Below are 24,548 nucleotides of genomic sequence, written 5' to 3' on the forward strand. Positions count from 1 at the left end.
TAAAATCCTTACATGCTTAGAGAGTCTGCTTGCCTGTAACGGTCACAATGGCTTTTCAATGAATCGCCGCCCGTCGTGCGTAACTGGGTGTAAGTGCTGACTAATGGCACATGATAACCCGCCGCATCCCGCAACTCTGAAGGACTAACACTGTGCTCAAGCCGATAGAATGGCGATAACGTCACGAAATGCTCTTGATGATGATCTTCAGGTGCGTGTGGTGGTGCCTTTAAAGAAGGCGTTTCTGACTGGCATTTACCGTAAGCCACCACCCAGTGCCCACTATAGTAGAGAAATACCCAATCCCCTTTCTCGATATTATCTACCTTGTTTTTCCAGGGTGTGTAAAAGGCAGCTGCGCGCCCCTCATTCAGCATGTAATGATGCGAAATGGGATCATTGCTGTAATTGGTATTGACCAGGTGATAACGCATTGGGCGATCCTCGTGGGGATCGTCTTCTTGCCCAAATGCATTGATATCCAAGAAAGGCTGCCCGTTAATCTCGTAAACCCGGTATATCCAGGCACGAATGTTAATCCCTTTGCTATTCCAATATTTGATCGCTTTTCGCGTCGTGTAGTCTAGTCCATTGGTGATGACGACTAACACTTGATCATGGTTCCAGGCAGCCCTTTCTAGCGGATTTGAAAACCCGAAGACCTCTTGATGAACTTCGCTTAGCTGCCCTTCTGACTTATTCAGCTTTTGATATAGCTTGTTGAGATGCTCGTACCCCCACTGGCTGGAAATTTGAGCATAGCGCATGACCTGTAAAAGGTTTTCAGAGTGTGCCTCCCAGCGCTTTAACTCAAAAATAAAAAGCCGTCCGCTAGCATCTACGGCAGTAATATCAGCTTCTTCACCTCTAGTGGCTTGCTGAATAGGGAGTAACTCATCCGTGCGCAAAACCGAATCTAAATGGTGGAAAATCCACCGCTGCAAGTCAGCTTCTTTGTAATGGGAAGATAACGATTGAAGCGTCGTAGCATTATGACGTTCGAGATATCCGGTCTCGTCATCGTTTTGAATGCGATAGAGCATTTGCTGTCCTTTTTGCTCGTGACCCTTAACTTAGGGCGGCATTAACTTGCTGGTCTTGCCATTCACCGTAAGTCTTTCGGGTGATTTTCTCTACCCAAGCGGTGCGACCATTCGCTGGACGACCAGACACCACCGCAGCAGCGGCACTGGGGCTTGAAAAAGCATGATCACGAGTGAAGCTCACGCCTCCCGCTTCATCTGCTACCAGCACGCCCTCTTCTGTCAGCTGTTGGTAAAGGGGCTTATAACTGGCGTAGTCAGTGCTGCTAGCCCAGCGCTCGCGGGCTTTGCTGCCTGCTAGCACGATAAATTCACCATCCACTTCTTGTGCCCAGGCAGCGATTTTGTACTTGGATATGTTCAACTCAAAAGTGGTGGTGGGCGCTTGTTGCGCAGGCTGTTCCTTGCTTTGCGTCAGCGGGCTTTGACGTTGACGAAGGAAGTCCAAGCCCAGCACCGGCAGCACGGTGCGTATCTGCTCCAGATAGAACGCCATATCAGCGCGGTCGGATTCCGGCAGGTTAATGTATTCATGGGCGGTGCCATTAACCAGCTTGCAGCGACCAAGCTCACTCGCTGACTGGATCAGTAAGCTTTCCAGGTATTTCACATGGGCTTTGGTGAGGTTCTGATCCTTACTGGTGACCAAGCAAACCTTTTCCCAGAAATCCTTGCCGCCTTTATCTTCTGGCCGGTTGTGCTGTTTCAGGCGGGTGCCCACATCATCGCTCTCGCCGATATACACCTGTGGGCGTGGGCTGCCTTCCAGGTCAGGCCCCACCAGAAAATAGATACCGGTGCGACCACACTCGGGGCGCTGCACCAGCTCGGTCAGCTTGGTACGCGGGCCAGTGAGTACGTGGCCGGTCCAGTTCATGATTTCGGCGGTAAGCAAGCCATTGGGCGTGCCATCCACTAGAAATAGCCGGATGCTGCGCCCCTGTGTCATTAATCACATACCTGTCAAAAAGAAATACATTCATAAGCAGTTGATTTAAATGGGCCATAAACCATTCTTGCTTATAAAAAGGCACTGCTTATCAAATACCCGTCAAATAAAACACAGGGCGATACCATCACATGACTGTTACCGCACTGTTTAACTATAACGATTGGTCAATGATGCGTCTTGTCCTGCTGATTTTCATTAGGGGACGTATCGTCAGCATTCTGAGGCGCATCCTCACCAATGAAAACAGGTTTGCCGTTCTCCCAAAACACCGCGTACTGGCCCAAGCGGCGCTTGCGCTCTAGAGTTTCTGCTACAGCGGTGCGAAGACTATCGAGCATTTCCTGGGTATCGGGTGAAAGCTGAGTCATACCGCCTCCATCTGAGTGGCTTCACCAGTAGCCAACGCAGAACCTGCTGGCGGCTGCCAGCCACGCACGTCGATTTTTCCGGTGACGGCGGCGGAGACAAGAGCGGAGCGGCGTTCTTTCATGAGTTCAACCGATCCACTTGCCTCTTCAATAAGTCTATCAAAACAGTCCAAATGCATGCGCAGGTGACAGCAAATCGATTCTTGCTCTTCTAGTGATGGTTCAAATAATGGAATATTGCATATGTCGCTCATATTAAAGTGAACGACAGTGCTACCCTGCGATAGGGACTCAATAAACTCGGATGAAAGCCCAGCGTATATTGAATAAATCAGGAATTGTGAATCCATTCTGGCTTTTTTAACAATGAACAATACCATCCTCTGCCCCAAGCATAGATCGACTCCATGGGGAACAAGACACGCCTCTCCTGCAGGAGCTTCTCGTGTGAATAATACATCGCCTGGCTGGGGCCGCCCCCTATTTGTCCACTCATTATAACCACAAGCGTCTGTATATTTAGCCCCTTCAAGAATAAGCTCTCCATTACGAACATTGGAAGTACGGACAACCAAATACTCTCCATCCTCACGGAAATGCACAGTCTTATGCTCAGTGTCGATTATCTGACTAACTACATGTTTGAGCCGAACCTGTGGCCAATGCTCAGGCACTTCCCCTAGCCACTCCACCCCGGAGTCTCTCATCGGCATATCAGGGTCAAGCCCTTTGGTGACGGCATGGGAAATCACCGCTTGGCGCTTCTCTTTGAGCAGTGCGATCAGACGCTGCTGCTCTTCCACCAAGGCATCGATGCGGGCGGTTTCGTGGTCGAGGAAGGTGGCGATTATCTGCTGCTCATGCAAAGGAGGTGAAGGGTGCCAAATAGCTCTAAACTCATCTTGCCCCAGATTCTGCATGCTGGAGCTAGTTCCAGCACAAGCAATCTTAACCTGATCTCTGTAAGCGGGCGATCGAGTGAAGTAATAGTAATATTTCGGGCTGCATCTTTCCTGCATCGAAACTTGCCATAATCGATCTGGCAGGAATATTCCGTCCGGAGCCTCAACAACCAGCCCTGCTGAACCGACCAATTCAGGCGTATTCATTCTGCTGACAATCAGGGTATTTTTACGCACAGGGCAAGAGACTCGTCCTAGATCCTCCTGGTTGACAGTCTTGTTTTCACGCCAGTCGAACCACCCTCGATAAACACAACTGGTCTTAAGAACCCCTTTCCCCCCTTGAACTGCCGGCACGTCAGCTGCGTTGACACTTGTACCTGATTCCACGGATGCAATAGCACGCTTTAGTGGTTTAACCTCCCAATGCACAGGCACCTCCCCCAACCACTCAGCGCCGGAGTCCTTGTACTCAGGATAGGCTGGGTAGCTCATGCCGACAGCCCCTCGATCATCTGCTTGATCCGGTCAGTGCAAGCTTTTAGGTCGGCGTCGATCTCTTCCAGTGGGCGCGGCGGCGTGAACTGGTAGAAGTGGCGGTTAAACGGTATCTCGAAACCGACAATGCCAATGCGGCCATCTAGCTCGTCGCGCTTGTCTTCGTCGATCCAGGCATCGGGTACGTGAGGTTTTACCTCACGCTCAAAGTAGTCGAACACCGATTCGTTATAGGGCACGTTTTCATTATCGCGCAGACCGGTGTCTGGCTCGGGGTTGCCGTGTTTATCCAGGCAAATATCCGCTTCCGGGTCACGCTCGGAAAGCGCGTTGAGAATCGCCTTCTGCACCGCCGCGCTGATTTTCAGACCTTCGGCTTTTAGCACAGCATTCAACGCTTTGGTAAACGCTTTGCGGTTGATGTAGTGCTGCTCACCCAGCTGTTCGCAGGCGGCTTTAAGCGCAGCTTGCTCGGCTTCATCCAGCTTTTGTAGGGCTTTTTCGTCATTAAGTTTGGCTACGCGCTCGGCATTGGCTGCAAAGTTGAGCCGCAACGGTCGTTCGACGGTAATACGCCGGTAGCCAAAGGTTTCCACGGGGAAGATTTTGCTTTCATCGTTCTCTTCAAAAACGCCATACAGCCGTACAACATCGTCAATATCGCGGTCGGTGATGTACTGGCGTTTGCTACCCAGTGATTTGCGCATCTTGCTGGCGCGGCCGGTGGCGTTAATCAGCTGCACCTTGCCCTTGCGCTCGGCGGGCTTATTGTTGGAGAGCACCCACACATAGGTAGCAATGCCGGTGTTATAGAACATATCCGTGGGCAAGCCGACGATGGCTTCTACCATGTCGAGCTGCAACAGATAGCGGCGAATTTCGGATTCTCCACTGCCAGCACCGCCGGTAAACAGCGGTGAGCCGTTAAGAATGATGCCAATCCGCGAGCCACCGTCTTGGCGAGCGCGCATCTTGGCGACCAGGTGCATCAGAAACAGCAGCGAGCCATCAGAGACGCGCGGCAGGCCGGGGCCAAAACGGCCATCGTAGCCGCGATGTTTGTGCTCATCGGTGACCTGTTTCTGGACCTTCTTCCACTCGACGCCAAACGGCGGATTGGAGAGCATGTAGTCAAACCGCTCCCCCGCCAGCTGGTCTTCAGAGAGCGTGTTGCCCAGTTTGATCCGTTCAACCTCCTGCCCTTTTACCAGCATATCACCCTTACAGATGGCGTAAGACTCGGGGTTGAGCTCCTGCCCGTGCAGCGAGACGGTGACATTCTCGCTGACCTGCTGAATGTAGTCGTCGCTTTCGGAAAGAAACCCGCCGGTGCCCGCAGTCGGGTCATACACGGTAACGATGCTATTGGGCGTGAGCTTGGCTTCCTGACCGGTCAACACCAGCGAGGTGGTCAGGTGGACGATATCGCGGGGTGTAAAGTGCTCCCCGGCCGTTTCGTTAGAGCTTTCGGCGAACTTGCGAATCAACTCTTCAAAGATGCCGCCCATGCCGTGATTGCTTACCCGCGCCGGGCTTAGGTCAATGGCCGCGAACTGCTGCACTACTTTGTAAAGCAGGTCATTGGCGCTGAGCTGCTGGACAAAGGTCTCGAACTCGAAATGCTCGAAGATTTCACGGGCACTCTCGCTGAACGACTGTACGTAGCTCATCAGGTCGTCGCTGGTCTGGGTATCAGACAGGCTGATCAAGCTAAAGGGTGACGCATTAAAAAACGGCTGATTGGCTGCTCGCAGCAGAAGCTTCTCACGCACTGCCTCGGGCTTGTTCTGGTGGCCTTCAGCGGCTTTAAGCACCTCGGCCTTGGTAGGCTCCAATACGCATTCTAGGCGACGCAGCAGCGTAAACGGCAGAATGATACGGCCATACTGGGATTGCTTGAAATCACCGCGTAATAGGTCAGCGACCGACCAGATAAAAGCAGCAAGCTGAGAGTGACTTTCCGTGTTCACGGATGCTTCCCCAAATTCAGTGAAAATTAATGGGCACTATCATACACACCTATGCCGCAGAACAGGGCACCTACCGTTCACAGCTTTGCGGCTCAAACGGTGCAGCTATTTCTGTATGAAGCGGCTGGACAACGATCAGTCCTAGACTAAGAGCATCAGTGAAAGCCAGGCCCAAAGTATGGTCTGATTAAATTACAGACACAAAAAAACCCCTGACGAATCAGGGGTTTTTTTGTATCGAGGTGGCGGAGGGACAGGGATTCGAACCCTGGGTAGGTTATTCACCTACGCCGGTTTTCAAGACCGGTGCATTCAACCGCTCTGCCATCCCTCCGGCTTATGGGTGCGTATAATATCAGCTTTTCCTTGGAAGTCAACGCCTTTAGTACAATCGCAGGCCAACGCGGGTAATCTTTCCCCCTTTCATATCACTGACGACCCAATGAATGCCGTGCCAGTCGACGTCGTCGCCTACCACTGGGTGGCCGCCTACGCGTAGAGCAATAAACTCGGCCAGCGTCATGTTCTGCTCGCCTGGGCTCAAGGTTAAGCCATACGCTTGGGCGACATCTTGCATCTGCGCGCTGCCGTCCAGGGTAAAGGTACCGAAGAAGGCGCGCTCCTGCTTGAGCTTGGCGTCGCCGTTGAATAGTCGGTTAAGCGAATACAAGTCTTCCGAGCGGCCGATAACACAAATCACGTCGCCCAGTTTCAGGCGTGTGCTGCCCTTGGGGTGAAGCATGGTGTGATTGCGGAACAGGGCAGAGATTAATGCGCCTGAAGGAAAGCGTAACAAGCGAATAGGCACGTCTTCTAAGTCTTGATTCTCCACGCCGTACACAAACAGTTCAAAATCGTTTTCGGGGAGTATACCCAACGGACCGCGTCGGTTAGGCACCGTGCCGACCGGCACTTCCACTCTCAACCACTTGGCCATCAGGGCGAGCGAGCCGCCTTGAATCAGTAGCGACATCAACACCACGGCAAAGGCGATATTAAAGTACAGCGAGGCATTTTCGACCCCGCCGATTACCGGAAAAATCGCCAGCACGATAGGCACCGCCCCTCTCAAGCCCACCCAAGCGATAAAGAGGGTTTCCCGCCAGCGAAATTTAAAGAACGGCTTAATGGTAATTAACACGGCCAGCGGGCGGGCGATAAAGATCAGCGCCAGGGCCACCAAACTGGCAGGCAGCGCCACGTCCCATAGCTCGCTCGGGGTAACCAGTAACCCTAGTACCAAAAACAGGCCGATCTGACTCAGCCAGGCCAAGCCGTCGTGAACCGGAAGAATAAAATTGAGGTGGCGCCCAGGCTGGTTGCCAATCATCAAACCGGCCAGGTAGATCGCCAAGAAACCACTACCGCCCAGCACGCTGGTTAGACCAAACACGCTAAAGCCCAGTGCTAGGGCCAGCATGGCATAAAGGCCCGGCGCTAAGTCCAGCCAGCGCAACAGTTTGGCACTTAACCAGCCACCCCCAATGCCAATGATCAAGCCGATACCAAATTGCGTGATGAAAAACATCAGCGTTTCAACGGGGCCGCCTATATCACCGACTAATAATTCGACCAGCATCAGCGTTAGGAAAATCGCCATCGGGTCGTTGGTGCCGGACTCAATCTCCAAGGTCGCCCCCACCCGCTCGTTGAGATTGACACCCCGGCCACTGAGCATGGAAAAAACCGCCGCGGCATCGGTAGACCCCACAATGGCACCGACCAGCAACCCCTGCACGATGGTGAGATCAAAGGTCCACATGGCGATTAAGCCCACAATCCCACTGGTGATAAAGACCCCGAAGGTCGACAGCGAAAGCGCGGGCTTAAAACCTACCCGGAAGGTTTTGAGACGGGTACGCAAGCCACCGTCTAACAAGATCATGGCAAGGGCGAGATGACCGATCGCAAACGCCATAGAATAGTCATCAAACACAACGCCCAGCACGCCCTCTTCACCTGCCAGCATGCCTAGCCCTAGGAAGATCAGCAGCAGCGGCACACCCATCATTGAAGATAGTCGGCTGGCCAGAATACTCAGCGCCATTAGGGAGCCGCCGACCAAAAAGAACGTATAAATAGCGTCCATGATTCTCCGTCTCTACATCGATACAGCGTTATTATTGCATGTAAGCGTTGAATTTACTGAGTCTTCTCCATACATGCCGATACCTAAAGGGCTGGTCATAAGCTTTCCATGGCGGCTACACTTCTCCGCTACAATATTTGGAGCTACTAACTATGTTGCGCGGTTTATCACGCTATTGGCATCCTGTAACACTTAGTCTTATCGTTACGTTATTAGCTTCAAATTCAGTTAGTTATGCAAGCGAAGAAGAAGAGCAAAGTGCTCAAGATTCGGCCCCGCTTGGGTTGCAAACAGACGTTGAAGTGCCTCAAGCCTTATGGCCAGCGGTTGAAAGCGAAGACGACAATGTAGTGCCCACCAAGGCGCTTACACCGGCACTGCCGCTGGAGCCACCGCCACTAAAGCACGTCACTCTGATGTTGGATTGGTACTTGAGCCCCCAACACGTCGCCCTGGTAATCGCTCAAGAACGCGGCTTGTATGCCGTTCAGGGGCTTAAAGTAGAAATTCAGTCGCCGGCCGACCCGTCCATTGCGATTAAATTATTATCCGCTGGGGATGTCGATTTGGCGCTGACACGTCAGCCTCTGTTACATCTACACGCCCATCAGGGTGCACCCATCACTCGCATTGCGACGCTTATTGAAACGTCGCTTTCGGCGGTAATTATTACCGGTGAAGAACAGGCTGAATCGGACAATAACCTAGCGGGATTGCACTATGGCTACACGACCCTTGAGGGACGCGACTTGGCCATTCCCCGCTTATTGCCAAACTCAGTTCGGCAGACCAATGATTTCACCCCGCCCGAAAATTTACACTTCGACCCCGCCAGAGCATTAAGGGAGGGGCAAGCTGACGCGATCGCCGACGGCTTTTATCATTATCTGCCGCCCCAACTGGCGAATGAAGGCATTAACACACACCTTATTCGTTATGATGAGTTAGATATCCCCCGTCACGATGGCTTGGTGGTGTTGGCCAATAGCGATACGCTGGCTAAACGGGCAGATACATGGTCACGTTTCACGCTGGCACTGGAAGAAGCAAGCCATTGGATCATTGACAACCCTGAGGCCGCCTGGGCGCTGTTAATAGGCGCTCATCCCGTGATGGATAATGCCATTAACGCCAGCGCTTGGGAGGATATATTGCGCCGGATGACGCTTAGCCCTGCTGCCTTAGATACACGGCGCTACGCTTCGTTTGAAGCCTATTTGCTACAAATGGGCCTGATTGAAGACCCGCTCCCAGTAGCGCGTTTAGCGGTAGATCCCCACTCGCTATAATTTTCGATTATCACCCCGGCGCCCCATGAGCGAAACAGCGTTATTTTTTGTCGACGTAGAAACCACCGGCACACGGGCCACCCGCGACCGGATTACCGAAATTGCCGCCCTGAAAGTCGTTAACGGCCAGTTGGTTGATCGCTGGTCGAGCTTGATTTACCCGGAATGCAAAGTGCCTGCACAAATCAGCCAGCTTACCGGTATAAATGACGACATGCTGTGCAATGCACCACGCTTTGCGCACATTGCTGAATCATTGCGTGAGTGGCTTGGCGACGGGCAGCTGGTCGCCCACAACGCGCGCTTTGATTACAGTTTCTTACGCAACGAGTTTAAACGTGTCGGGCAAGATTTTCGGGCCTCATTAATATGTACCCTGCGCCTGTCACGGCGGATAGCACCTCAAGAACGTCAACATAACCTGAAAGCACTTCTCAGCCGCTACGGCATCACGCCTATCCGCCACCACCGCGCCGGGGATGATGTCGATGCATTATGGTCGCTCTGGCAAGCGTGGCAGGCGGCACACAGTGAGCAAGCGTGGCAGACCCTACTGAACGAAGAGCACCGCCACCGCGCGCTGCCTGCTCATCTGGACAGCGTTCAGCTGGAAAATCTGCCCGCCTCTCCAGGTGTTTACCTGTTTTATGGCCATAACCGGCTGCCCCTGTATGTAGGCAAAAGCATCAATATACGCAGCCGCGTACTGGGCCACTTTCAGCGCGACCATCAAGACGATAGAGAAATGCGCCTCGCCCAGCAGGTGCAGCATATTGAATGGGAAGCCACCGCAGGTGATCTTGGCGCGCAATTGCGCGAGGCGCAGCTGATCAAAACATTAATGCCTATTATGAACCGTCAGCTACGCAAGCAGCGAACCCTTACCACATGGCATTGGCCGGAAGCCGACAGCCAGCCTGAGCTGCTCAGTGGTAGCGCCCTTAATCAACCGCTAACCGGCAGGTTGTATGGGTTGTTCCGTAATGCCAGAGAGGCCAAGAACACGTTACGCACTATTGCCGAAGAGCAGCAGCTCTGCCCGCGGGTACTGGGGCTTGAGAAAGGTAAAGGCCGTTGTTTTGCCAATCAGGTAGGTAAGTGCCGTGGCGCATGCAATGGCCAGGAGTCAATCACCACCCATACTCAACGGGCACGGGCGGCGCTCTCGCAGTTACAGGTCAATGTCTGGCCTTGGCCGAGCAGTATTGCCATCAAAGAACAGCCAGTAGGCAATACGGCACCAGCATGGCATGTCGTATGCCAATGGTGTTATTTAGGCAGCGCCTCCAGCGCAGCAGAGGCGCAAACCCTGGCACAGGCGCCCGCCACCTTTGATATGGATAACTACCGAATTTTGAACCGTTTTTTGCGTTATCCCGAGCAACACGGGTTAACGGTTACGCCGCTTAACTAAGCCATTTGGCTGGATAGCAGCTCGCTGACCAGCGTGATGGCTAGCTTATTGGGCGTTTATAAACGCGTCCACGGCCTGCTGGAAGGCCTCTGGCTGCTCGGCGTGTAACCAATGACCGGCGTTCTTGAGCGTTACCACCCGAGCACGTGGGAGTATCTCGCGCAGAGCAGGCAGCATATCGTCAGCCACATAGGGCGAATCGCCGCCGCGCAATACCAGCGTTGGGCCATCAAAAGGTTGTTCGCCGTCCGGCTTATCAATAATTGACTCGTAACCGCGTTTAATTTGATCCAAGCCCACCCGCAACACCATGACGTTATCGTCGTTACGGGCGAGGTTAGTGGCCAGAAACAGTCGCGTGGGTCGGAAATCTACGTGTTCGGCCAGTAGTGCATCGGCTTCACTTCGGTTTTTCGGCTGCCCTTCTCGCACGCGTTCTAGCGCGGCAAATACATCATCGTGGCCGTGTTGGTAAGCCACGGGAGCAATATCGGCCACCACCAAGGATGCCACCCGTTCAGGTGCCAGGCGCGCTAGGCTAATAGCGACCTTACCGCCCATTGAGTGCCCCAGCACGTGCGCACGTTTAATCGCGAGCTTATCCATCAGCGCCAGCACATCGTCTACCAGCGTTGCATAGCGCATGCCTTCGGCGTGGGGTGAGCGGCCGTGATTACGCAGGTCCAGCGCTATCACGCGACGGGAACGCTGCCACACTTTGAGATGCGAACGCCAGTTATCGGCACTTCCCAGTAAGCCATGAATAACGACCAGCGGAATTTCGTCCGCGGCTGCATCGTCGGCGGGCATATCAATACAATGAAGCGCAACGGTGGCAACGTCGGTCATGCTAACTCCTTGGCCTTGGCAGTTGATAAGGGACGCGTTTAAGCGGTTCGGGGTGCGCTGTCTCGCTGCCCCGTCCACACCACTAAACGGCGCGTTAGCCAAGCAAGCAGCAAACCATACAAAGGCAAGAAAAACAGCAGGCTGATGGCTAATTTAATCGCATAGTCGACGGCGGCAATTTCCACCCAATGGGTGGCCATAAACGGGTCGGGGCTGTTATAGAACGCCGCAGAGAAAAATGCAAAGGTGTCGGCCAGATTACCCAACACCGTTGAGCATACCGGCGCTACCCACCAGGCCCACTGGCGTAAGCGGTCAAATACTTGAACATCCAGCAGTTGACCAATCACATAGGCTAAAAAGCTGGCAAGAGCGATGCGTGCCACAAACAGGTCCCACTCACCCAGTGCGCCAATCCCGGCAAAGCTGCCACGGGGAAATACCACCGAGACCACATAGGACACCACCAGCGCGGGGAACATGACGCGCAGAATGATCGCTCGGGCAGGTCCCTTTCCAAACAGACGAACCGTCAGGTCGGTGGCCAAGAAAATAAACGGAAAACTGAACGCCCCCCAGGTGGTATGAAAACCAAACAGGGTGAAAGGCAACTGAACGAGGTAGTTACTAGCGGCGATAATGCCGATATGAAACGCCACCATCACCAGCAGGCAACGGCGGCGTTGAACGTCACTTAGTGCAAACATGCAGATAGACCTTTTTTTATCGATAAGAGGGGTTAGGGAACCCTCATGAACGTCGGCATGCTGCGTTTAGAGTAGGATGCCGCTCGGGGGCAGCATTATACGGTTTCTGCTTGCTAATGAAAGCCGCGAAAGCCATGCCGCCCAGTGCCAAGGGCGACATGGCTTATCAATCAAGCGGCGTGGCGTCCTCAGCCGCCCCGACGCTGCGCTCGCGCATCGCTGCATGTACATCCGCCAGGCTGGTGGGATCGTCAATGGTCGAGGGAATAGCAAACTCCTTACCGTCGGCAATGTTGCGCAGTAACTTCCGCAATATCTTCCCCGAACGGGTTTTAGGCAGGCGGTCGACCACTAACACCTGCTTGAAACACGCAATCGCTCCGATATATTCACGGACGCGGGCAATCAGCTCGGCTTCAAGCGCAGCCTCATCGCCATCGAAGCCGTCTTTGGGAATCACCAGCCCAATGGGCAACTGACCTTTGAGGTTATCGTGAATACCAATCACCGCACACTCGGCAACCGCCGGATGCGCACCCACTACCTCCTCCATTTCACCGGTCGATAGCCGGTGGCCGGCGACATTTATAACGTCATCGGTGCGGCCCATGATGAACAGATAGCCCTGTTCATCAAAATAGCCACCGTCGCCGGTTAAATAGTAGCCAGGGAACGCGGCCATATAGGCGGCATGGAAACGCTGCGGGTCGCGCCAAACACCGGTTAAACAGCCAGGTGGCATTGGCTGCTTGATCACGACGCTACCCTGCTCCATCGGTTGGGACTGCTCGCCGTCACGGTTCAGCACCTGGACGTTAAAGCCTGGCACTGGGTACGTCGCCGAACCGGCCTTGGTGGGCATGGGTTCGATGCCGGGCAGGTTCGCCGCAATCGGCCAGCCGGTTTCGGTTTGCCACCAGTGGTCAATCACCGGCACGTCCAGCAAATCATCCAGCCAGTGGAACGTGGGCGGATCGAGTCGCTCACCGGCGACATAGAGATGCTTAAGGCTGCTGATATCGTATTTATTTAGCAGCGCCGCGTCGGGGTCCTCTTTTTTAATCGCCCGGAACGCCGTGGGCGCGGTAAAGAAACTCTTGACCCGGTATTCTTCAATCAGGCGCCAGAAACTGCCCGCATCGGGGGTTTTTACCGGTTTACCCTCAAAAACCACCGTGGTGCAACCAACCAGCAAGGGCGCATAGACAATATAAGAGTGACCGACCACCCAACCCACATCCGAAGCGGTAAAGAATACCTCGCCTGGCGCCATGGCATAGATGACGTCCATCGAATAGGCCAGCGCCACCGCATAACCACCGGTGTCACGCACGACACCTTTAGGCTTTCCCGTGGTACCTGAGGTGTACAGCACGTAGAGCGGGTCAGTCCCTTTGACCGGCACGCAATCGGCAAAAGGCGCTTTCGCCACTAAGTCCGCCCAGTCATAGTCGTTTGTCCCTAGCTCAGCCCGATGCGCATTGCGCTGGTAAATCACACAGGCATCGGGCTTGTGGGCGCTCAATGCCACCGCTTGATCGACGATGGGCTTGTACGGCAGCACCTTGTCCAACTCGACACCACAAGAGGCCGCCACCACCACTTTTGGTTGAGCATCCTCAATTCGCGCCGCGAGTTCATGGGGTGCAAAGCCGCCAAACACCACCGAATGAACGGCGCCTAGCCGGGCACAGGCGTACATGGCGATCAACGCTTCGGGGATCATCGGCATGTAGATAATCACCCGATCACCCTTTTCCACGCCTAGCTGCGCTAAGGCGCCCGCAAAATGGGCCACTCGATCGCGCATTTGCAGGTAGCTAATCGTTTGCTTGGACTGCGTGACAGGAGAATCCCAGAAAATCGCCGCCTGGTCGCCGCGGCCCTGTTCAACATGATAATCCAACGCCGCGTAGCACAAATTCATTTCACCATCGCTGAACCAGCGCGCGTGGTGTTGATCGTCGTAGCTGAGAGTCGTGCTTGGCGGCGTGAACCAAGGAATGCGCTGGGCCTGTTCAGCCCAGAATGTTTCGGGATGTTCAACCGACTGCTGGAAGATTGCTTGGTAGCGGCTCATGGTGTGCCCACCTTTATTGTATCGAGTGTTGTATTGGTTGTTTTAGGCGAATTGTTGACACTTTATAAAGTAAATCACCGCACCGCCCTCATACTATGGGCTAAATAGCGACCAAAGCAGCAGACATTGTCAAATAATTGTCGACAGAGCGTCGGCCTCTTACCATTGATTAAGCGTTAAACAGCACTTTGGACAAAACTCGCTAAATTACTGATCATTAAACAACTGAATCTTCGCGACGCGATGATGCCTCAACAACTTATAACAACGCTGATTAACACGCTGAAGTAAACAGTGTAGGCAAGGAGATTATTATGTCTGCTACAAGCGCCGCTTCACGCCTGCTTGAACACAATTGCCGTGCTATTGAGGCCGGCACCAACCTGCTAAAAGCACTGGCAAACGAAAAGCGTCTGCAAATCTTATGCCTGCTTGCCGAAAAAGAACTGTCAGTAACGCAGATCAACCAACAGCTAGCGCTAAGCCAATCGGCGCTTTCCCAGCATTTGGCCATTTTGAGACGAGATGAGCTGGTCAATACACGAAGGGAATCGCAAACTATTTATTATTCATTGAGCAGTGAAAGCGCCAAAGCGGTTATTAATACCCTGGCGCATCACTATTCTGCCTAACGAGAGCGCTTGGGCATCAGCGCCGCTGCCAACCAGCTGCATCAATAAGCCCCAGCGCTTTTAGGGCGGCTTTTTCAACACCTGCCGATACGGCCAACCCTAGCTTACGGGTCATGGTTTTGGGCGGTTCGAGTTTGACGCTATACACGCGAGCCTGCGCCATGCGCTCAACCAAGTAGGCTTCGCTGGTACCGACGCTATCGACGAGCGATTCGGCCAGCGCCTCACTGCCGTACCAAATCTCTCCCGTGGCGATTGCCTCAATGTCCATCGCGGGGCGGCGTTCAGCCACGTAGCCCTTAAACAGTCGATGAGTGTTCTCTAAGTCTTCCAAGAACTTCGCTTTACCCTCTTCAGTATTTTCGCCTAATACCGTCAAGGTGCGTTTGTATTTACCCGCTGTCAGCAGCTCGACATCAACGTCGTGACGTTTAAGCAGCCGATGGATGTTGGGCACTTGCGCCACCACGCCAATTGAGCCAATCACGGCGAAAGGCGCCGCCTTAACGTGATGTGCCGTACAGGCCATTAGATAGCCACCGCTCGCGGCTACCTTGTCGATACACACGGTGGTGGTTAGCTCTGCCGCCCGTAGCCGGTCTAACTGCGCCGCCGCCAAGCCATAGGCATGCACCAGCCCGCCCGCCGATTCCAGACGAATGACCACTTCATCGTCCTGGTTGGCTACGTCGATAATCGCGGAGACCTCTTGGGCCAGTTGCTCGGTTTGCGATGCTTTAATATCACCGTGAAAATCTAATACCCAAACACGTGGTTCTTCTGTCGCTTGCTGACTGCCCTTTGCGGTTTTGTGACGCTTTTTATCGTCATGCCGAAATGCTTTCAGCAGCTTTTTACGCTTGGAGGCCTGCGTGGCCGCCAAGCGTAAACGGCGGGCTCTATAGCGGCGTTGGTCGTTTAGTGGCTCAATAGTGAGCTTTAAGTCACTTTCTTTGTCTTGCTTTGTCCGCGTAATAAGGATCAAGCCAACGCCTAATAACGCCATCACAATGGTCGTTTGCACAATAAATGTGCCTATCTCTGCTACCCATTCATTCATTGACGTTCTCCGTTCGTTTATTAAATGCTGAACCGCTAGCGGCGTAGGTCTGCACGCCGGAAATGCACTATCATAGCGCTTGATTGAAACGCTCGTATGAAATAACCTCGTTTTCTTATACGGTTGTGTCTACTGGCTAGTGTCGCTAGCCTTGGTCTACTTTACTTAACTGAGAGAAATGTGATGTCAACGAATACCCTTGAGAAGTTGAAAGCGCGCTTCAACCCTGAAGCAGCCGAGGGCATGGATGAAATTTTCCAGTTTCACTTTACCGATGCCGGCAGTCATTACCTTCATATCAAGGATGGCACGCTGGACGTACAGGAGGGAGAGCACGATGATCCTTCCGTTAGTTTAAGCCTAACTACCGAGACGCTGAAGGGCATTATGAACGGTGATGTTAACGGCATGACCGCCTTCATGACCGGAAAGCTGAAAGCGACCGGCAATGTCATGCTGGCCACTAAGCTGACTAACTTATTCCCGAGCGACTGATTAACGTATTCCCTAATGAGCAATTGTCATACCAGCAGATGGCGCCGGTTATTCGCGCCAGCGTGCCAAATGGGTTTCAATGAGCTCTCTTGATATCGAGTACGGTGGTGGCAGCGACGGCAATTGGCGGGGCGAAAACCAGGCGGCATCGCTAATCTCCACTCCATCGATGCGAATACGCCGTGTAGTAGCCTCGGCAAAATAACCGAACATCAGCGAATGGGGGAATGGCCACGCTTGGCTATGGTGGTAGCGCAGTTGATCAATATGCACACCCACCTCCTCAAATACTTCACGATGCACCGCCTCCTCCGCCGACTCACCTGGTTCGATAAAACCTGCCAGGGTCGAGTAGCGCCCTGGCGGAAAACGCGGGCTGCGCGCTAGCAGCATCGCCTCACCGCTCGTCACCAGGGTAATAATGCACGGCGAAATACGCGGGTAGTTGCGGTGCCCACAGGCATGGCAGTGCATAGCGAATTCCGAAGTCAGATTAGTTGCCGGCGCTCCACAACGACCGCAAAAGCGGTGGTTCTCCAGCCAAGCGCCCACTTGTAGCGCCGTAGACAACAGGCTGAACCACGCCGTCGACAGCTCGCTCATCCATTGACGACCATCAATCCAGCCGCTTTCCGCTTGCGGCTCAACGAGCAGCGCCACCGGCTCATCATCCCAGTAGCACAGCGGCTGCATGTGTTCAGTCCAGGGTTGATGAGGCTGCAGCGGGGTTAACGCCTCGCCCCCTTCTAATGGCGCCGGGGCTATTAAGCTACGTGACAACCGAATAACGCGCCCCGATTGTTGGTGGTGAGGGATTTCTCGCCTAAGCATCGCTTGCCGCACCCTCAAACCAGTTAAGTTGATGCGCCTCACACTTAGCCTTATGCGCGGCTTGCTCATCAGCAGAAGGACGCACCACGCGTAATTGACCAGGGCTTAAGGCAAGCCGCTGAATTGACAGCCCTTCACTGGACACGTCCGCCTGGGCTTGTTCGGAAGCAGAGGCAGCGTCTAGTGTCAGCGCCGTTTGCCCGCCTGTCATCGCCAAGTAAACTTCAGCGAGAATTTCTGAGTCTAACAGCGCGCCGTGCAATACCCGGTGGCCATTATCTATATCGTAGCGTTTACACAACGCATCAAGGCTATTGCGCTGGCCGGGGTGCATTTTCCGGGCCATGGGCAACGTATCTAATATCCGGCAATGATCACGTACCGGCCCTAGCGCAGGGGTTTTACGCCGCTTATTTAGCATGTCCAGCTCGTGGTCAATAAATCCCACGTCGAAGGGAGCGTTATGGATAACCAGCTCAGCGCCGTCGATAAATGCCCAAAACTCATCGGCTATTTGCGCAAACACCGGCTCATTGGCAATTTTGGCATTATCGATACCGTGAACAGCGACGACTTCGGCGTCGATATGGCGCTCGGGGTTAATGTACTGGTGATAAGTGCGCCCTGTGAAACGGCGGTTGACCATTTCAATGGCACCAATCTCAACCAAGCGATGCCCATCTTTGGGGTCGATACCGGTGGTTTCAGTATCTAAGATCACCTGGCGCATCATGCTCTCCTTTTTTGGTGCTCATCAATAGCTTCATTGGCCAGGGCATCGGCGCGTTCATTACCTGGGTGGCCGCTATGCCCCTTTACCCAGTGCCACTCTATCTGGTGACGCTGAGTTTCTTCGTGCAACGTCTTCCATAGCTCGACATTTTTGACCGGCTGCTTGGCCGCGGTTTTCCAGCCGCGCTTCATCCAGTTATGGATCCACTGGGTGATCCCTTGGCGAACATACTGCGAGTCGGTCCATAACGCCACTTCGCAAGGGGTATTCAGCGTGCGTAGCGCCGTTATCGCGGCCATCAATTCCATGCGATTGTTGGTGGTCTCTGCTTCGTAGCCTTTTAAGGTCTTTTCATGCTCGCCACTTGCCAGCACGACGCCCCATCCGCCTGGCCCTGGATTGCCACGGCAGGCGCCATCGGTATACACCGTTACCCGAGGTAACTGTTCGGCAACCTCATTAGTCACTCTGTTGATCCTTACTTTTACGCGCCTGCGTTTTATGCGCCTGGGTTTGGTGAGATGTCGCTTGTTGAGACGGGGCTTGTTGCGTCTTCGCCAGAGGCGGCGGATAAGGCTGATTATGGGCCAATGAGCCTGACCGGGTAACGCCCAGCGCTGCCGGAGAGGCGGGAGCCTTCTTTAAGCCAAACTTTAGACGCTGAACGGGCGCATGCCGCTGTCGTCGCCGCGCCTGGATCATATAGCTCTCGCCTAAAGGCACGTTGTGCCGGCGACCTAATGACTCCCAATATTCACCACACTTAGCGCTCGTACGACCACGAAAACAGCAATAGTCTACGCGCTCCACCTCAAAGTCGACAAACGCCAGCCAGTCACGCAAACGGCGAGCAGATCGCCAGGTACCGTTCCAAGGAAACTGCTGTTGGCGCTTACGCCATTGACGCGCAAGCCCACTGACCCCGATAGGGTTAAAACCAAACAGCACCAAAACCCCATTGTCTGCCGTCACCCGCGCGGCCTCTTGAAGCATGAAATGAGCATCCTCGACATGCTCTAACCAGTGATGAACCACCATTATATCCAAACAGTGGTCCGGCAGCGCAAGCTGATCCGGTGGGCATATTAGCGTGCTGTCGTGGTTGGCTAGCCGACGCGTTGGCGACCAGCTTATGGCATGGGGGACCGCCGACATGGTCAACATGGCTGGCCCCATATTCATTTCCAAACTGTGACCACCCACTCGAGTTTCCGCGACGGGCCCCAAGCAAGCACGCTGGGTTTCCCATAGCGAACGACCCGCTTCACTTTGCCAGTAAGGCTGGCTACTGATTAAGCGCTTGGCGAGTATTGTTGCCGTCGTCGAATTTGACATGAACAGCGCTTCCCTCCAAAGTAACGACTTTTAGCGGCTTTTACGCACCGATTAGCGCTTATACACAATAGGCGCAACAGTTAACTAAATGGATAGGTTGGCTATTGTGCGCTTTTTTTAAGCCCTGTTTTGTGAGCTCCGTTTCCTGAAACTAAAGGATCTCGTCGATGATGAGCGTGACACCGATCCCCGCCCTTAGCGACAACTATATTTGGCTACTCAGACAAGATACCAGCCAAAGTGTTTGCGTGGTTGATCCTGGTGAAGCAGCCCCAGTTATCGAGCTTCTAGAGCGCGAGTCGCTAAGCCTAGACAGTATCTTAATTACCCATCACCACCATGACCATACCGGTGGGTTAGCGGAATTGATAAAACGCTACTCGCCACACGTCATCGGCCCGGCCAATTCGGCGATCGAAGGCATTGATGAATCCGTTGGCGATGGCGATGAAGTCCGTATTATGGGCCGTCTCTTTGACGTCATGGCCACCCCAGGGCATACGCTGGATCATATCAGCTATTTTACCGCGGGCATCCCTGCCTTGCTGTTTTGCGGCGATACGCTGTTTTGCGCTGGTTGCGGCCGCTTATTTGAAGGCACACCCGAGCAAATGTTCACCGCGCTAAAACAGTTCGCGGAACTCCCTGAAGATACGCTGGTCTTTGCAGCACACGAATATACCCAGGCAAACCTTACCTTCGCCCGTGCTGCAGACCCTGAAAATGAAGATGTTAAACACGCTTTAGAAGAGTGTGAAAAGGCGCGGGCACTGGATCGCCCCACCTTACCCAGCACGATAGGACGCGAGCTGAGAATCAATCCCTACCTGCGCGTAAGCACAGACAGTGTGCGCCAAGCAGCAGGCACTCAGGGAGCCAATGATAATGATCTCGCGACGTTCACCACGCTACGTGAGTGGAAGAACCGTTTTTAAGAACGCTATCGAAACCAACCAAATGACACTATGACCTATCAAACAATTCGCCAACGCTTTCTGCTAAGCGCAGGGAGCACGCTAATGACGGGGCTAATGTTAGCCGCTGCCACAAGCACTCAAGCTTCCGCACCGGCTTATGAAACAGCCAATGGCTCGGCAAGTGCGTCGACAGAGACTATCCAGCCGCATCCCACGCCGTTCCAAACGAACTTCTGGGAAGCCTTGACATTAGAGCCCCAGGACGCTTGGACAACGCTACGTAAAAGTTTTCAATGGCAAGATAAGACGCTGCCAGCCGACGCCCAAGCAAGGGTAGATGAATGGATAGAACACTACCGCTCAAGCCCTGAAAACATTGCCACAATTACCGAGCGTGCGAGGACATGGCTTGCCTGGATTACCCAGCAAGTGAGCGAACGCGGCCTACCTGGTGAAGTCGCGTTAATTCCGTTTGTAGAAAGCTCCTTCGACCCAGGGGCAAGAAGCCACCGCGGTGCTGCCGGGCTGTGGCAGTTTATGCCCGGCACCGGGGACGCGTTAGGGTTAGTTCGCAATGGTAATTATGACGGCCGACTAGACGTCGTCACCTCTACCAAAGCGGCGCTGGATTACTTGGAAATGCAGGCCGACCAGTGGTATGAAGGCGATTTAACGCTTTCATTAGCGGCATATAACGCAGGCGCTGGAACGGTCAATCATGCCCTTCGCCAAGCACAGAGCCAAGGCTTACGCGGTGACTATTGGGACCTCTCTCTGCCCAACGAAACAATGCAGTATGTGCCCAAATTGAAAGCCATTGCGACCATCATCAATGACCCTGAGCGTTACCAAGTGACGTTGCCTGAGATCCATATCGACCCGGCATTCGCCAAGGTTCAGCTTGCCCATGCGGTTAGCCTTTCTGAAGCATCGCAAATGCTGGAGGTGAGTCAATCGGCCCTGACTGAGCTTAATCCTGGCCTGCTCAACGGTAGTATTGACCCACGCAGCGCCCAAACGCTTCTTGTACCTGAAGAAGTCAACTCCCAGGCACTGGCTCAGCTGGCCCACGGCAATAGCCAAGCAATCGCACAAATCGATAGCACCGATACCTATCGTGTTGAAAGAGGCGATAGCCTTTCTGCCATTGCGGCCCGCTACAATATTGACCAGCAAGACCTGATACGCTGGAATGCGCTTGATCGCCCCGGCCAATTACAACCAGGCCAGCTGCTGTCAGTTTCAGGTCGCTAAACGCGTATTGTTTTCGAAAATTGTTTTTGAAAAAGTGCTTTTGAAAGAGAGCCCTTGAAAGAGAGTTCTTAAAAGAGGGCTTTTGAAAAAGTGCCTAAAACAAACAGGCTGTGTTCACATGGGAAGTCACCTATGCCGCGTGGTGTATTTTTTACGAAAACGCTTCTATTTATAAGTTACCTTCTTTTGAGCGTATCGGGTGCAACGGCAGACGCGACGGTCGAAACCGTACATGGACTATCGCTCTACGATAGTCCCGAGCTTGAAGAAGATTTCGCTCACTTTCCGCATGTCAACCCACAAGCACCCAAAGGCGGGACAATTACCCGCACCGCCGTTGGCAGCAGCTTTGATTCCACCAACCCCTTTATTATCCGTGGCACCCCAGCCACCGGCATATCACAAATTTACGATACGCTGATGGCCAGCAACCCTAACGAGCCGTTTAGCCTGTACGGCTTACTGGCCGAGGGGGTTCGCCTGGACCCTGACAGACAGTGGATTGAGTTCGACCTGCGCCCTGAAGCGCGCTTCCAAGACGGCGAACCGGTAACCGCCTACGATGTGGTGTTCTCGTTTAACCTACTCCGTGAAGAGGGTAATCCCTTTTATGCCAGCTACTATGCTGGCGTCGACGAAGTCATTGCGCTCAACGAACACCAAGTACGCTTTACCTTGAACGACGCAGAGTCTCGCGAGCTGCCGTTAATCGTTGCCCAATTACCCATACTACCCCGCCACTACTGGGAGCCACGCGATTTTAGCTCGCCCACCCTAGCGGCCCATCCAGGATCCGGGCCTTATCGTATTAGCGAAGTTGACCCCGGTCGGCGGATCGTTTATCAGCGCGATGAGGATTACTGGGGTAAAGAGCTACCGGTCAACGTTGGCCGGTACAATATTGATCGCATTATTTACGACTACTACCGTGACCGTGATATTGCCTGGGAAGCGTTTAAAGCCGGTCTGACGGATTTTCGTACCGACGCTCGCGCCGCCACCTGGGCGATTGGCTATGATTTCCCCGCCTATGAAGAGGGCCTGGTGAAACGGCTAACGGTCCCCGACGTCAACCCCTCCATGATGCAGGCGTTTGTCTTCAACCTACGTAAAGAAAAGTTTCAGGATCCCAGGGTACGGGAAGCGTTGAGCCTTACCTTTGATTTTCCTTGGCTGAACACCAATATTTTTTACGGTACCTATCAGCGCACCAAGAGTTTTTTTCAAAATTCAGAGATGCAAGCCACAGGCTTACCGTCTGAGCAAGAATTGGCGCTGTTGGAGCCCTTTCGGGAGGAGTTGATTGCCTCTCATGGCTCTGATCGCCTATTCACTGAGCCGCTGCCCATTGAGCAGCCTACCGACCTGCGAGAACGGCTGCGCAAGGCATTGGCACTACTGCGTGACGCAGGTTACGAAGTCATCGACGGCGTGCTAATCAATCAAGACAGCGGACAGCCATTAAGTCTGGAAGTGTTGCTATACGACGCCGGGCTCGAACGCGTGGTTCAGCCCATGCTGCGCAATATGGCTCGTTTAGGGGTGCAAACATCCATGCGTATCGTTGATATCAACCAATATTTAAACCGGCAGCGTAACTACGACTATGACATAGTCATCAGCCACTTTCCGCAGTCGAATAACCCAGGCAATGAACAGCGCGATTTCTGGACCAGCGACGCCGCCGATGCACCGCAGAGCCGCAATCGAATGTCGTTGGCGCATCCAGCAGTGGACGCTTTAGTGGAAGAAATCATTCGTGCCGATGGCCGCGAGGAACTGGATACTGCCACGCGCGCGCTGGATCGAGTGCTACGCTGGGGATTTTACGTGATTCCCCACTACCACTCTGGGGAGACACGCATCGCTATCTGGGATAAGTTTGGCTACCCCGAACCCTTCCCGGAGTACGCCATGGACCTGGATGCGTGGTGGGTAGACACCCAGCGTGAAGCAGAATTGCAGCGCCGTCACCGAGGCCGTTAACGCTATCTGTATTACGACCGCTACATCGTCACGGTCAACGGCTTGATCGACATACACCATGGAGTGCTTTGTGGCACGCTATACCCTACGCCGACTGTTGTTAATGATTCCGACGCTTTTCGGGATTATGTTACTCAATTTCATTATTGTTCAGGCGGCGCCGGGCGGGCCGATTGATCAGATGTTGGCACGTTTTGAAGGCGCTGACGCCATGGCCAGCACCCGCTTGGATATGGGCGGCGCCGATGTCCAAGTTAGCGATGACTCCCGAGGAGCCCGAGGCATTGACCCGCGCTTTATTGAGCAATTAGAACAGCAGTTTGGTTTTGACAAGCCCGCCCACGAGCGTTTTATCGGCATGATGGCGGATTACCTAACCTTTGATTTTGGCACCAGCTTTTTCCGCGATCGACCGGTCACCGAGCTAATGATTGAGCGACTGCCGGTGTCTATTTCGCTGGGGCTTTGGACCACGCTGCTGGTGTATTTGATCTCCATCCCGTTAGGCATCAAAAAAGCCCTGCGTCATGGCTCCCGGTTCGACGTCTGGTCGTCAGGACTAGTGATTGTCGGCTACGCCATCCCCGGCTTTTTGTTTGCGATTCTATTGATCGTTTTGTTTGCCGGCGGCACCTACTGGGACTTATTCCCATTACGCGGTTTGACCTCGCCCAACTTCGACCAGTTTTCAGCATGGGGTAAAGTCAAAGACTACTTCTGGCATATTACCCTGCCGGTGATCGCGGCGGCCATTGGCAGCTTTGCCACCTTAACCATGCTCACCAAGAACAGCTTTCTCGATGAAATTCATAAGCAGTATGTGATTACCGCTCGTGCCAAGGGGGCTGATGAGCGCCGGGTGCTTTATGGTCACGTATTTCGCAACGCTATGTTAATCATTATCGCGGGCCTACCCGCTGCGATGATCGGCATCTTCTTCACCGGTGCGCTGCTTATCGAAGTTATCTTTTCGCTGGATGGGCTGGGCCTGCTCGGTTTTGAGGCGGTTATGCAGCGGGATTACCCGGTGATTTTCGGCACCCTGTTCCTATACACCGTGATCGGCTTAATCCTCAAGCTGATTTCCGATTTGACCTACGTGTGGGTAGACCCGCGTATCGACTTTTCGACCCGGGAGTCGTGA

22 protein-coding genes and 1 tRNA gene are annotated in these 24,548 nt (G+C 53.7%); 8 read left to right on the plus strand and 15 right to left on the minus strand.

The window, feature by feature from the left end; all coding sequences use genetic code 11:
- Positions 1 to 8 precede the first annotated feature (8 nt).
- The 7 genes from RZA33_RS03780 to RZA33_RS03810 all read right to left on the minus strand — a co-directional run bounded on the left by RZA33_RS03780 (position 9) and on the right by RZA33_RS03810 (position 7,822).
- Positions 9 to 1,043 carry a hypothetical protein gene (locus RZA33_RS03780; RefSeq protein ID WP_317506513.1) on the minus strand — a complete coding sequence of 345 codons (1,035 nt, stop codon included), beginning with the start codon at positions 1,041 to 1,043 and terminating at the stop codon, positions 9 to 11.
- A 25-nt stretch (positions 1,044 to 1,068) separates the two neighbouring features.
- Entirely contained in the window at positions 1,069 to 1,992 is a 924-nt protein-coding gene (locus RZA33_RS03785) for a GIY-YIG nuclease family protein (RefSeq protein WP_317506514.1), read from the minus strand.
- A 167-nt stretch (positions 1,993 to 2,159) separates the two neighbouring features.
- Positions 2,160 to 2,363, minus strand: coding sequence for a hypothetical protein (locus RZA33_RS03790; protein WP_317506515.1), 204 nt, complete (start codon positions 2,361 to 2,363; stop codon positions 2,160 to 2,162).
- Positions 2,360 to 3,760, minus strand: coding sequence for a restriction endonuclease subunit S (locus RZA33_RS03795; RefSeq protein WP_317506516.1), 1,401 nt, complete (start codon positions 3,758 to 3,760; stop codon positions 2,360 to 2,362). The genes RZA33_RS03790 and RZA33_RS03795 overlap by 4 nt, the downstream gene beginning before the upstream one ends.
- Positions 3,757 to 5,733, minus strand: a complete 1,977-nt coding sequence (locus RZA33_RS03800) for a class I SAM-dependent DNA methyltransferase (protein WP_317506517.1) — start codon at positions 5,731 to 5,733, stop codon at positions 3,757 to 3,759. Before RZA33_RS03800 ends, RZA33_RS03795 begins: the two co-directional genes overlap by 4 nt.
- A 243-nt stretch (positions 5,734 to 5,976) precedes the next feature.
- Positions 5,977 to 6,067: transfer RNA gene (locus RZA33_RS03805), tRNA-Ser, on the minus strand.
- Positions 6,068 to 6,115: 48 nt separating this feature from the next.
- Positions 6,116 to 7,822 carry a potassium/proton antiporter gene (locus tag RZA33_RS03810; RefSeq protein WP_317506518.1) on the minus strand — a complete coding sequence of 569 codons (1,707 nt, stop codon included), beginning with the start codon at positions 7,820 to 7,822 and terminating at the stop codon, positions 6,116 to 6,118.
- Between the two features lie 152 nt (positions 7,823 to 7,974).
- On the opposite strand from RZA33_RS03810, the gene RZA33_RS03815 reads away from it, so the two are divergent.
- Positions 7,975 to 9,111: an ABC transporter substrate-binding protein gene (locus tag RZA33_RS03815; RefSeq protein ID WP_317506519.1), complete on the plus strand. Its 1,137-nt coding sequence runs from the start codon at positions 7,975 to 7,977 to the stop codon at positions 9,109 to 9,111.
- A 25-nt stretch (positions 9,112 to 9,136) separates the two neighbouring features.
- A complete protein-coding gene (locus RZA33_RS03820) occupies positions 9,137 to 10,525 on the plus strand; it encodes a 3'-5' exonuclease family protein (RefSeq protein ID WP_317506520.1) in 1,389 nt (462 codons plus the stop codon).
- Between the two features lie 45 nt (positions 10,526 to 10,570).
- Here RZA33_RS03820 and RZA33_RS03825 read toward each other — a convergent pair whose 3' ends face one another.
- The 3 genes from RZA33_RS03825 to RZA33_RS03835 form a co-directional block, all read right to left on the minus strand.
- Positions 10,571 to 11,374: an alpha/beta fold hydrolase gene (locus RZA33_RS03825; RefSeq protein WP_317506521.1), complete on the minus strand. Its 804-nt coding sequence runs from the start codon at positions 11,372 to 11,374 to the stop codon at positions 10,571 to 10,573.
- Positions 11,375 to 11,412: 38 nt separating this feature from the next.
- Positions 11,413 to 12,081, minus strand: coding sequence for a 7-cyano-7-deazaguanine/7-aminomethyl-7-deazaguanine transporter (locus RZA33_RS03830; RefSeq protein WP_317506522.1), 669 nt, complete (start codon positions 12,079 to 12,081; stop codon positions 11,413 to 11,415).
- Positions 12,082 to 12,247: 166 nt separating this feature from the next.
- Entirely contained in the window at positions 12,248 to 14,161 is a 1,914-nt protein-coding gene (locus tag RZA33_RS03835; protein ID WP_317506523.1) for a propionyl-CoA synthetase, read from the minus strand.
- A 311-nt stretch (positions 14,162 to 14,472) separates the two neighbouring features.
- Between RZA33_RS03835 and RZA33_RS03840 the strand changes: the two genes are divergently transcribed.
- Positions 14,473 to 14,793, plus strand: coding sequence for a metalloregulator ArsR/SmtB family transcription factor (locus tag RZA33_RS03840; protein WP_317506595.1), 321 nt, complete (start codon positions 14,473 to 14,475; stop codon positions 14,791 to 14,793).
- 16 nt (positions 14,794 to 14,809) lie between these two features.
- On the opposite strand, the gene sohB is transcribed toward RZA33_RS03840, so the two are convergent.
- Positions 14,810 to 15,853, minus strand: a complete 1,044-nt coding sequence (gene sohB / locus RZA33_RS03845) for a protease SohB (protein WP_317506524.1) — start codon at positions 15,851 to 15,853, stop codon at positions 14,810 to 14,812.
- Between the two features lie 183 nt (positions 15,854 to 16,036).
- Here sohB and RZA33_RS03850 point away from each other — a divergent pair, with 183 nt between their 5' ends.
- The gene (locus RZA33_RS03850) at positions 16,037 to 16,348 is read left to right on the plus strand and encodes an SCP2 sterol-binding domain-containing protein (RefSeq protein ID WP_317506525.1); all 312 of its coding nucleotides are present in this window, start codon (positions 16,037 to 16,039) and stop codon (positions 16,346 to 16,348) included.
- 48 nt (positions 16,349 to 16,396) lie between these two features.
- On the opposite strand, the gene nudC is transcribed toward RZA33_RS03850, so the two are convergent.
- From nudC to RZA33_RS03870, 4 genes are read right to left on the minus strand one after another with little or no spacing between them, the layout of a single operon-like run.
- Complete coding sequence (gene nudC, locus RZA33_RS03855) at positions 16,397 to 17,179, minus strand: NAD(+) diphosphatase (protein ID WP_317506526.1); 783 nt, start codon at positions 17,177 to 17,179, stop codon at positions 16,397 to 16,399.
- On the minus strand, positions 17,172 to 17,909 hold the full coding sequence (gene dnaQ / locus RZA33_RS03860) for a DNA polymerase III subunit epsilon (protein WP_317506527.1): 738 nt from the start codon (positions 17,907 to 17,909) through the stop codon (positions 17,172 to 17,174). Before dnaQ ends, nudC begins: the two co-directional genes overlap by 8 nt.
- On the minus strand, positions 17,909 to 18,379 hold the full coding sequence (gene rnhA / locus RZA33_RS03865) for a ribonuclease HI (protein WP_317506528.1): 471 nt from the start codon (positions 18,377 to 18,379) through the stop codon (positions 17,909 to 17,911). The genes dnaQ and rnhA overlap by 1 nt, the downstream gene beginning before the upstream one ends.
- Positions 18,372 to 19,247: a class I SAM-dependent methyltransferase gene (locus RZA33_RS03870; RefSeq protein ID WP_317506529.1), complete on the minus strand. Its 876-nt coding sequence runs from the start codon at positions 19,245 to 19,247 to the stop codon at positions 18,372 to 18,374. Before RZA33_RS03870 ends, rnhA begins: the two co-directional genes overlap by 8 nt.
- Positions 19,248 to 19,414: 167 nt before the next feature.
- Between RZA33_RS03870 and gloB the strand changes: the two genes are divergently transcribed.
- The 4 genes from gloB to RZA33_RS03890 all read left to right on the plus strand — a co-directional run bounded on the left by gloB (position 19,415) and on the right by RZA33_RS03890 (position 24,548).
- Positions 19,415 to 20,182 (plus strand): hydroxyacylglutathione hydrolase, encoded by a 768-nt coding sequence (gloB, locus tag RZA33_RS03875; RefSeq protein ID WP_317506530.1) that lies wholly within the window; start codon positions 19,415 to 19,417, stop codon positions 20,180 to 20,182.
- 30 nt (positions 20,183 to 20,212) lie between these two features.
- Positions 20,213 to 21,418, plus strand: a complete 1,206-nt coding sequence (locus RZA33_RS03880) for a transglycosylase SLT domain-containing protein (RefSeq protein WP_317506531.1) — start codon at positions 20,213 to 20,215, stop codon at positions 21,416 to 21,418.
- 132 nt (positions 21,419 to 21,550) lie between these two features.
- On the plus strand, positions 21,551 to 23,404 hold the full coding sequence (locus RZA33_RS03885; protein WP_317506532.1) for an extracellular solute-binding protein: 1,854 nt from the start codon (positions 21,551 to 21,553) through the stop codon (positions 23,402 to 23,404).
- Between the two features lie 70 nt (positions 23,405 to 23,474).
- On the plus strand, positions 23,475 to 24,548 hold the full coding sequence (locus tag RZA33_RS03890) for a microcin C ABC transporter permease YejB (protein WP_317506533.1): 1,074 nt from the start codon (positions 23,475 to 23,477) through the stop codon (positions 24,546 to 24,548).

The sequence above is a fragment of the Halovibrio sp. HP20-59 genome, from assembly GCF_033052795.2.
Classification (GTDB): Bacteria; Pseudomonadota; Gammaproteobacteria; order Pseudomonadales; family Halomonadaceae; genus Vreelandella.

Bases quoted from the DNA above. Each gene is read 5' to 3' on its own strand.
- RZA33_RS03780 (WP_317506513.1), bottom strand. From the start codon at position 1,043: ATGCTCTATCGCATTCAAAACGATGACGAGACCGGATATCTCGAACGT.
- RZA33_RS03785 (WP_317506514.1), bottom strand. From the start codon at position 1,992: ATGACACAGGGGCGCAGCATCCGGCTATTTCTAGTGGATGGCACGCCC.
- RZA33_RS03790 (WP_317506515.1), bottom strand. From the start codon at position 2,363: ATGACTCAGCTTTCACCCGATACCCAGGAAATGCTCGATAGTCTTCGC.
- RZA33_RS03795 (WP_317506516.1), bottom strand. From the start codon at position 3,760: ATGAGCTACCCAGCCTATCCTGAGTACAAGGACTCCGGCGCTGAGTGG.
- RZA33_RS03810 (WP_317506518.1), bottom strand. From the start codon at position 7,822: ATGGACGCTATTTATACGTTCTTTTTGGTCGGCGGCTCCCTAATGGCG.
- RZA33_RS03815 (WP_317506519.1), top strand. From the start codon at position 7,975: ATGTTGCGCGGTTTATCACGCTATTGGCATCCTGTAACACTTAGTCTT.
- RZA33_RS03820 (WP_317506520.1), top strand. From the start codon at position 9,137: ATGAGCGAAACAGCGTTATTTTTTGTCGACGTAGAAACCACCGGCACA.
- RZA33_RS03825 (WP_317506521.1), bottom strand. From the start codon at position 11,374: ATGACCGACGTTGCCACCGTTGCGCTTCATTGTATTGATATGCCCGCC.
- RZA33_RS03830 (WP_317506522.1), bottom strand. From the start codon at position 12,081: ATGTTTGCACTAAGTGACGTTCAACGCCGCCGTTGCCTGCTGGTGATG.
- RZA33_RS03835 (WP_317506523.1), bottom strand. From the start codon at position 14,161: ATGAGCCGCTACCAAGCAATCTTCCAGCAGTCGGTTGAACATCCCGAA.
- sohB (WP_317506524.1), bottom strand. From the start codon at position 15,853: ATGAATGAATGGGTAGCAGAGATAGGCACATTTATTGTGCAAACGACC.
- RZA33_RS03850 (WP_317506525.1), top strand. From the start codon at position 16,037: ATGTCAACGAATACCCTTGAGAAGTTGAAAGCGCGCTTCAACCCTGAA.
- nudC (WP_317506526.1), bottom strand. From the start codon at position 17,179: ATGCTTAGGCGAGAAATCCCTCACCACCAACAATCGGGGCGCGTTATT.
- dnaQ (WP_317506527.1), bottom strand. From the start codon at position 17,909: ATGCGCCAGGTGATCTTAGATACTGAAACCACCGGTATCGACCCCAAA.
- RZA33_RS03870 (WP_317506529.1), bottom strand. From the start codon at position 19,247: ATGTCAAATTCGACGACGGCAACAATACTCGCCAAGCGCTTAATCAGT.
- gloB (WP_317506530.1), top strand. From the start codon at position 19,415: ATGATGAGCGTGACACCGATCCCCGCCCTTAGCGACAACTATATTTGG.
- RZA33_RS03880 (WP_317506531.1), top strand. From the start codon at position 20,213: ATGACCTATCAAACAATTCGCCAACGCTTTCTGCTAAGCGCAGGGAGC.
- RZA33_RS03885 (WP_317506532.1), top strand. From the start codon at position 21,551: ATGCCGCGTGGTGTATTTTTTACGAAAACGCTTCTATTTATAAGTTAC.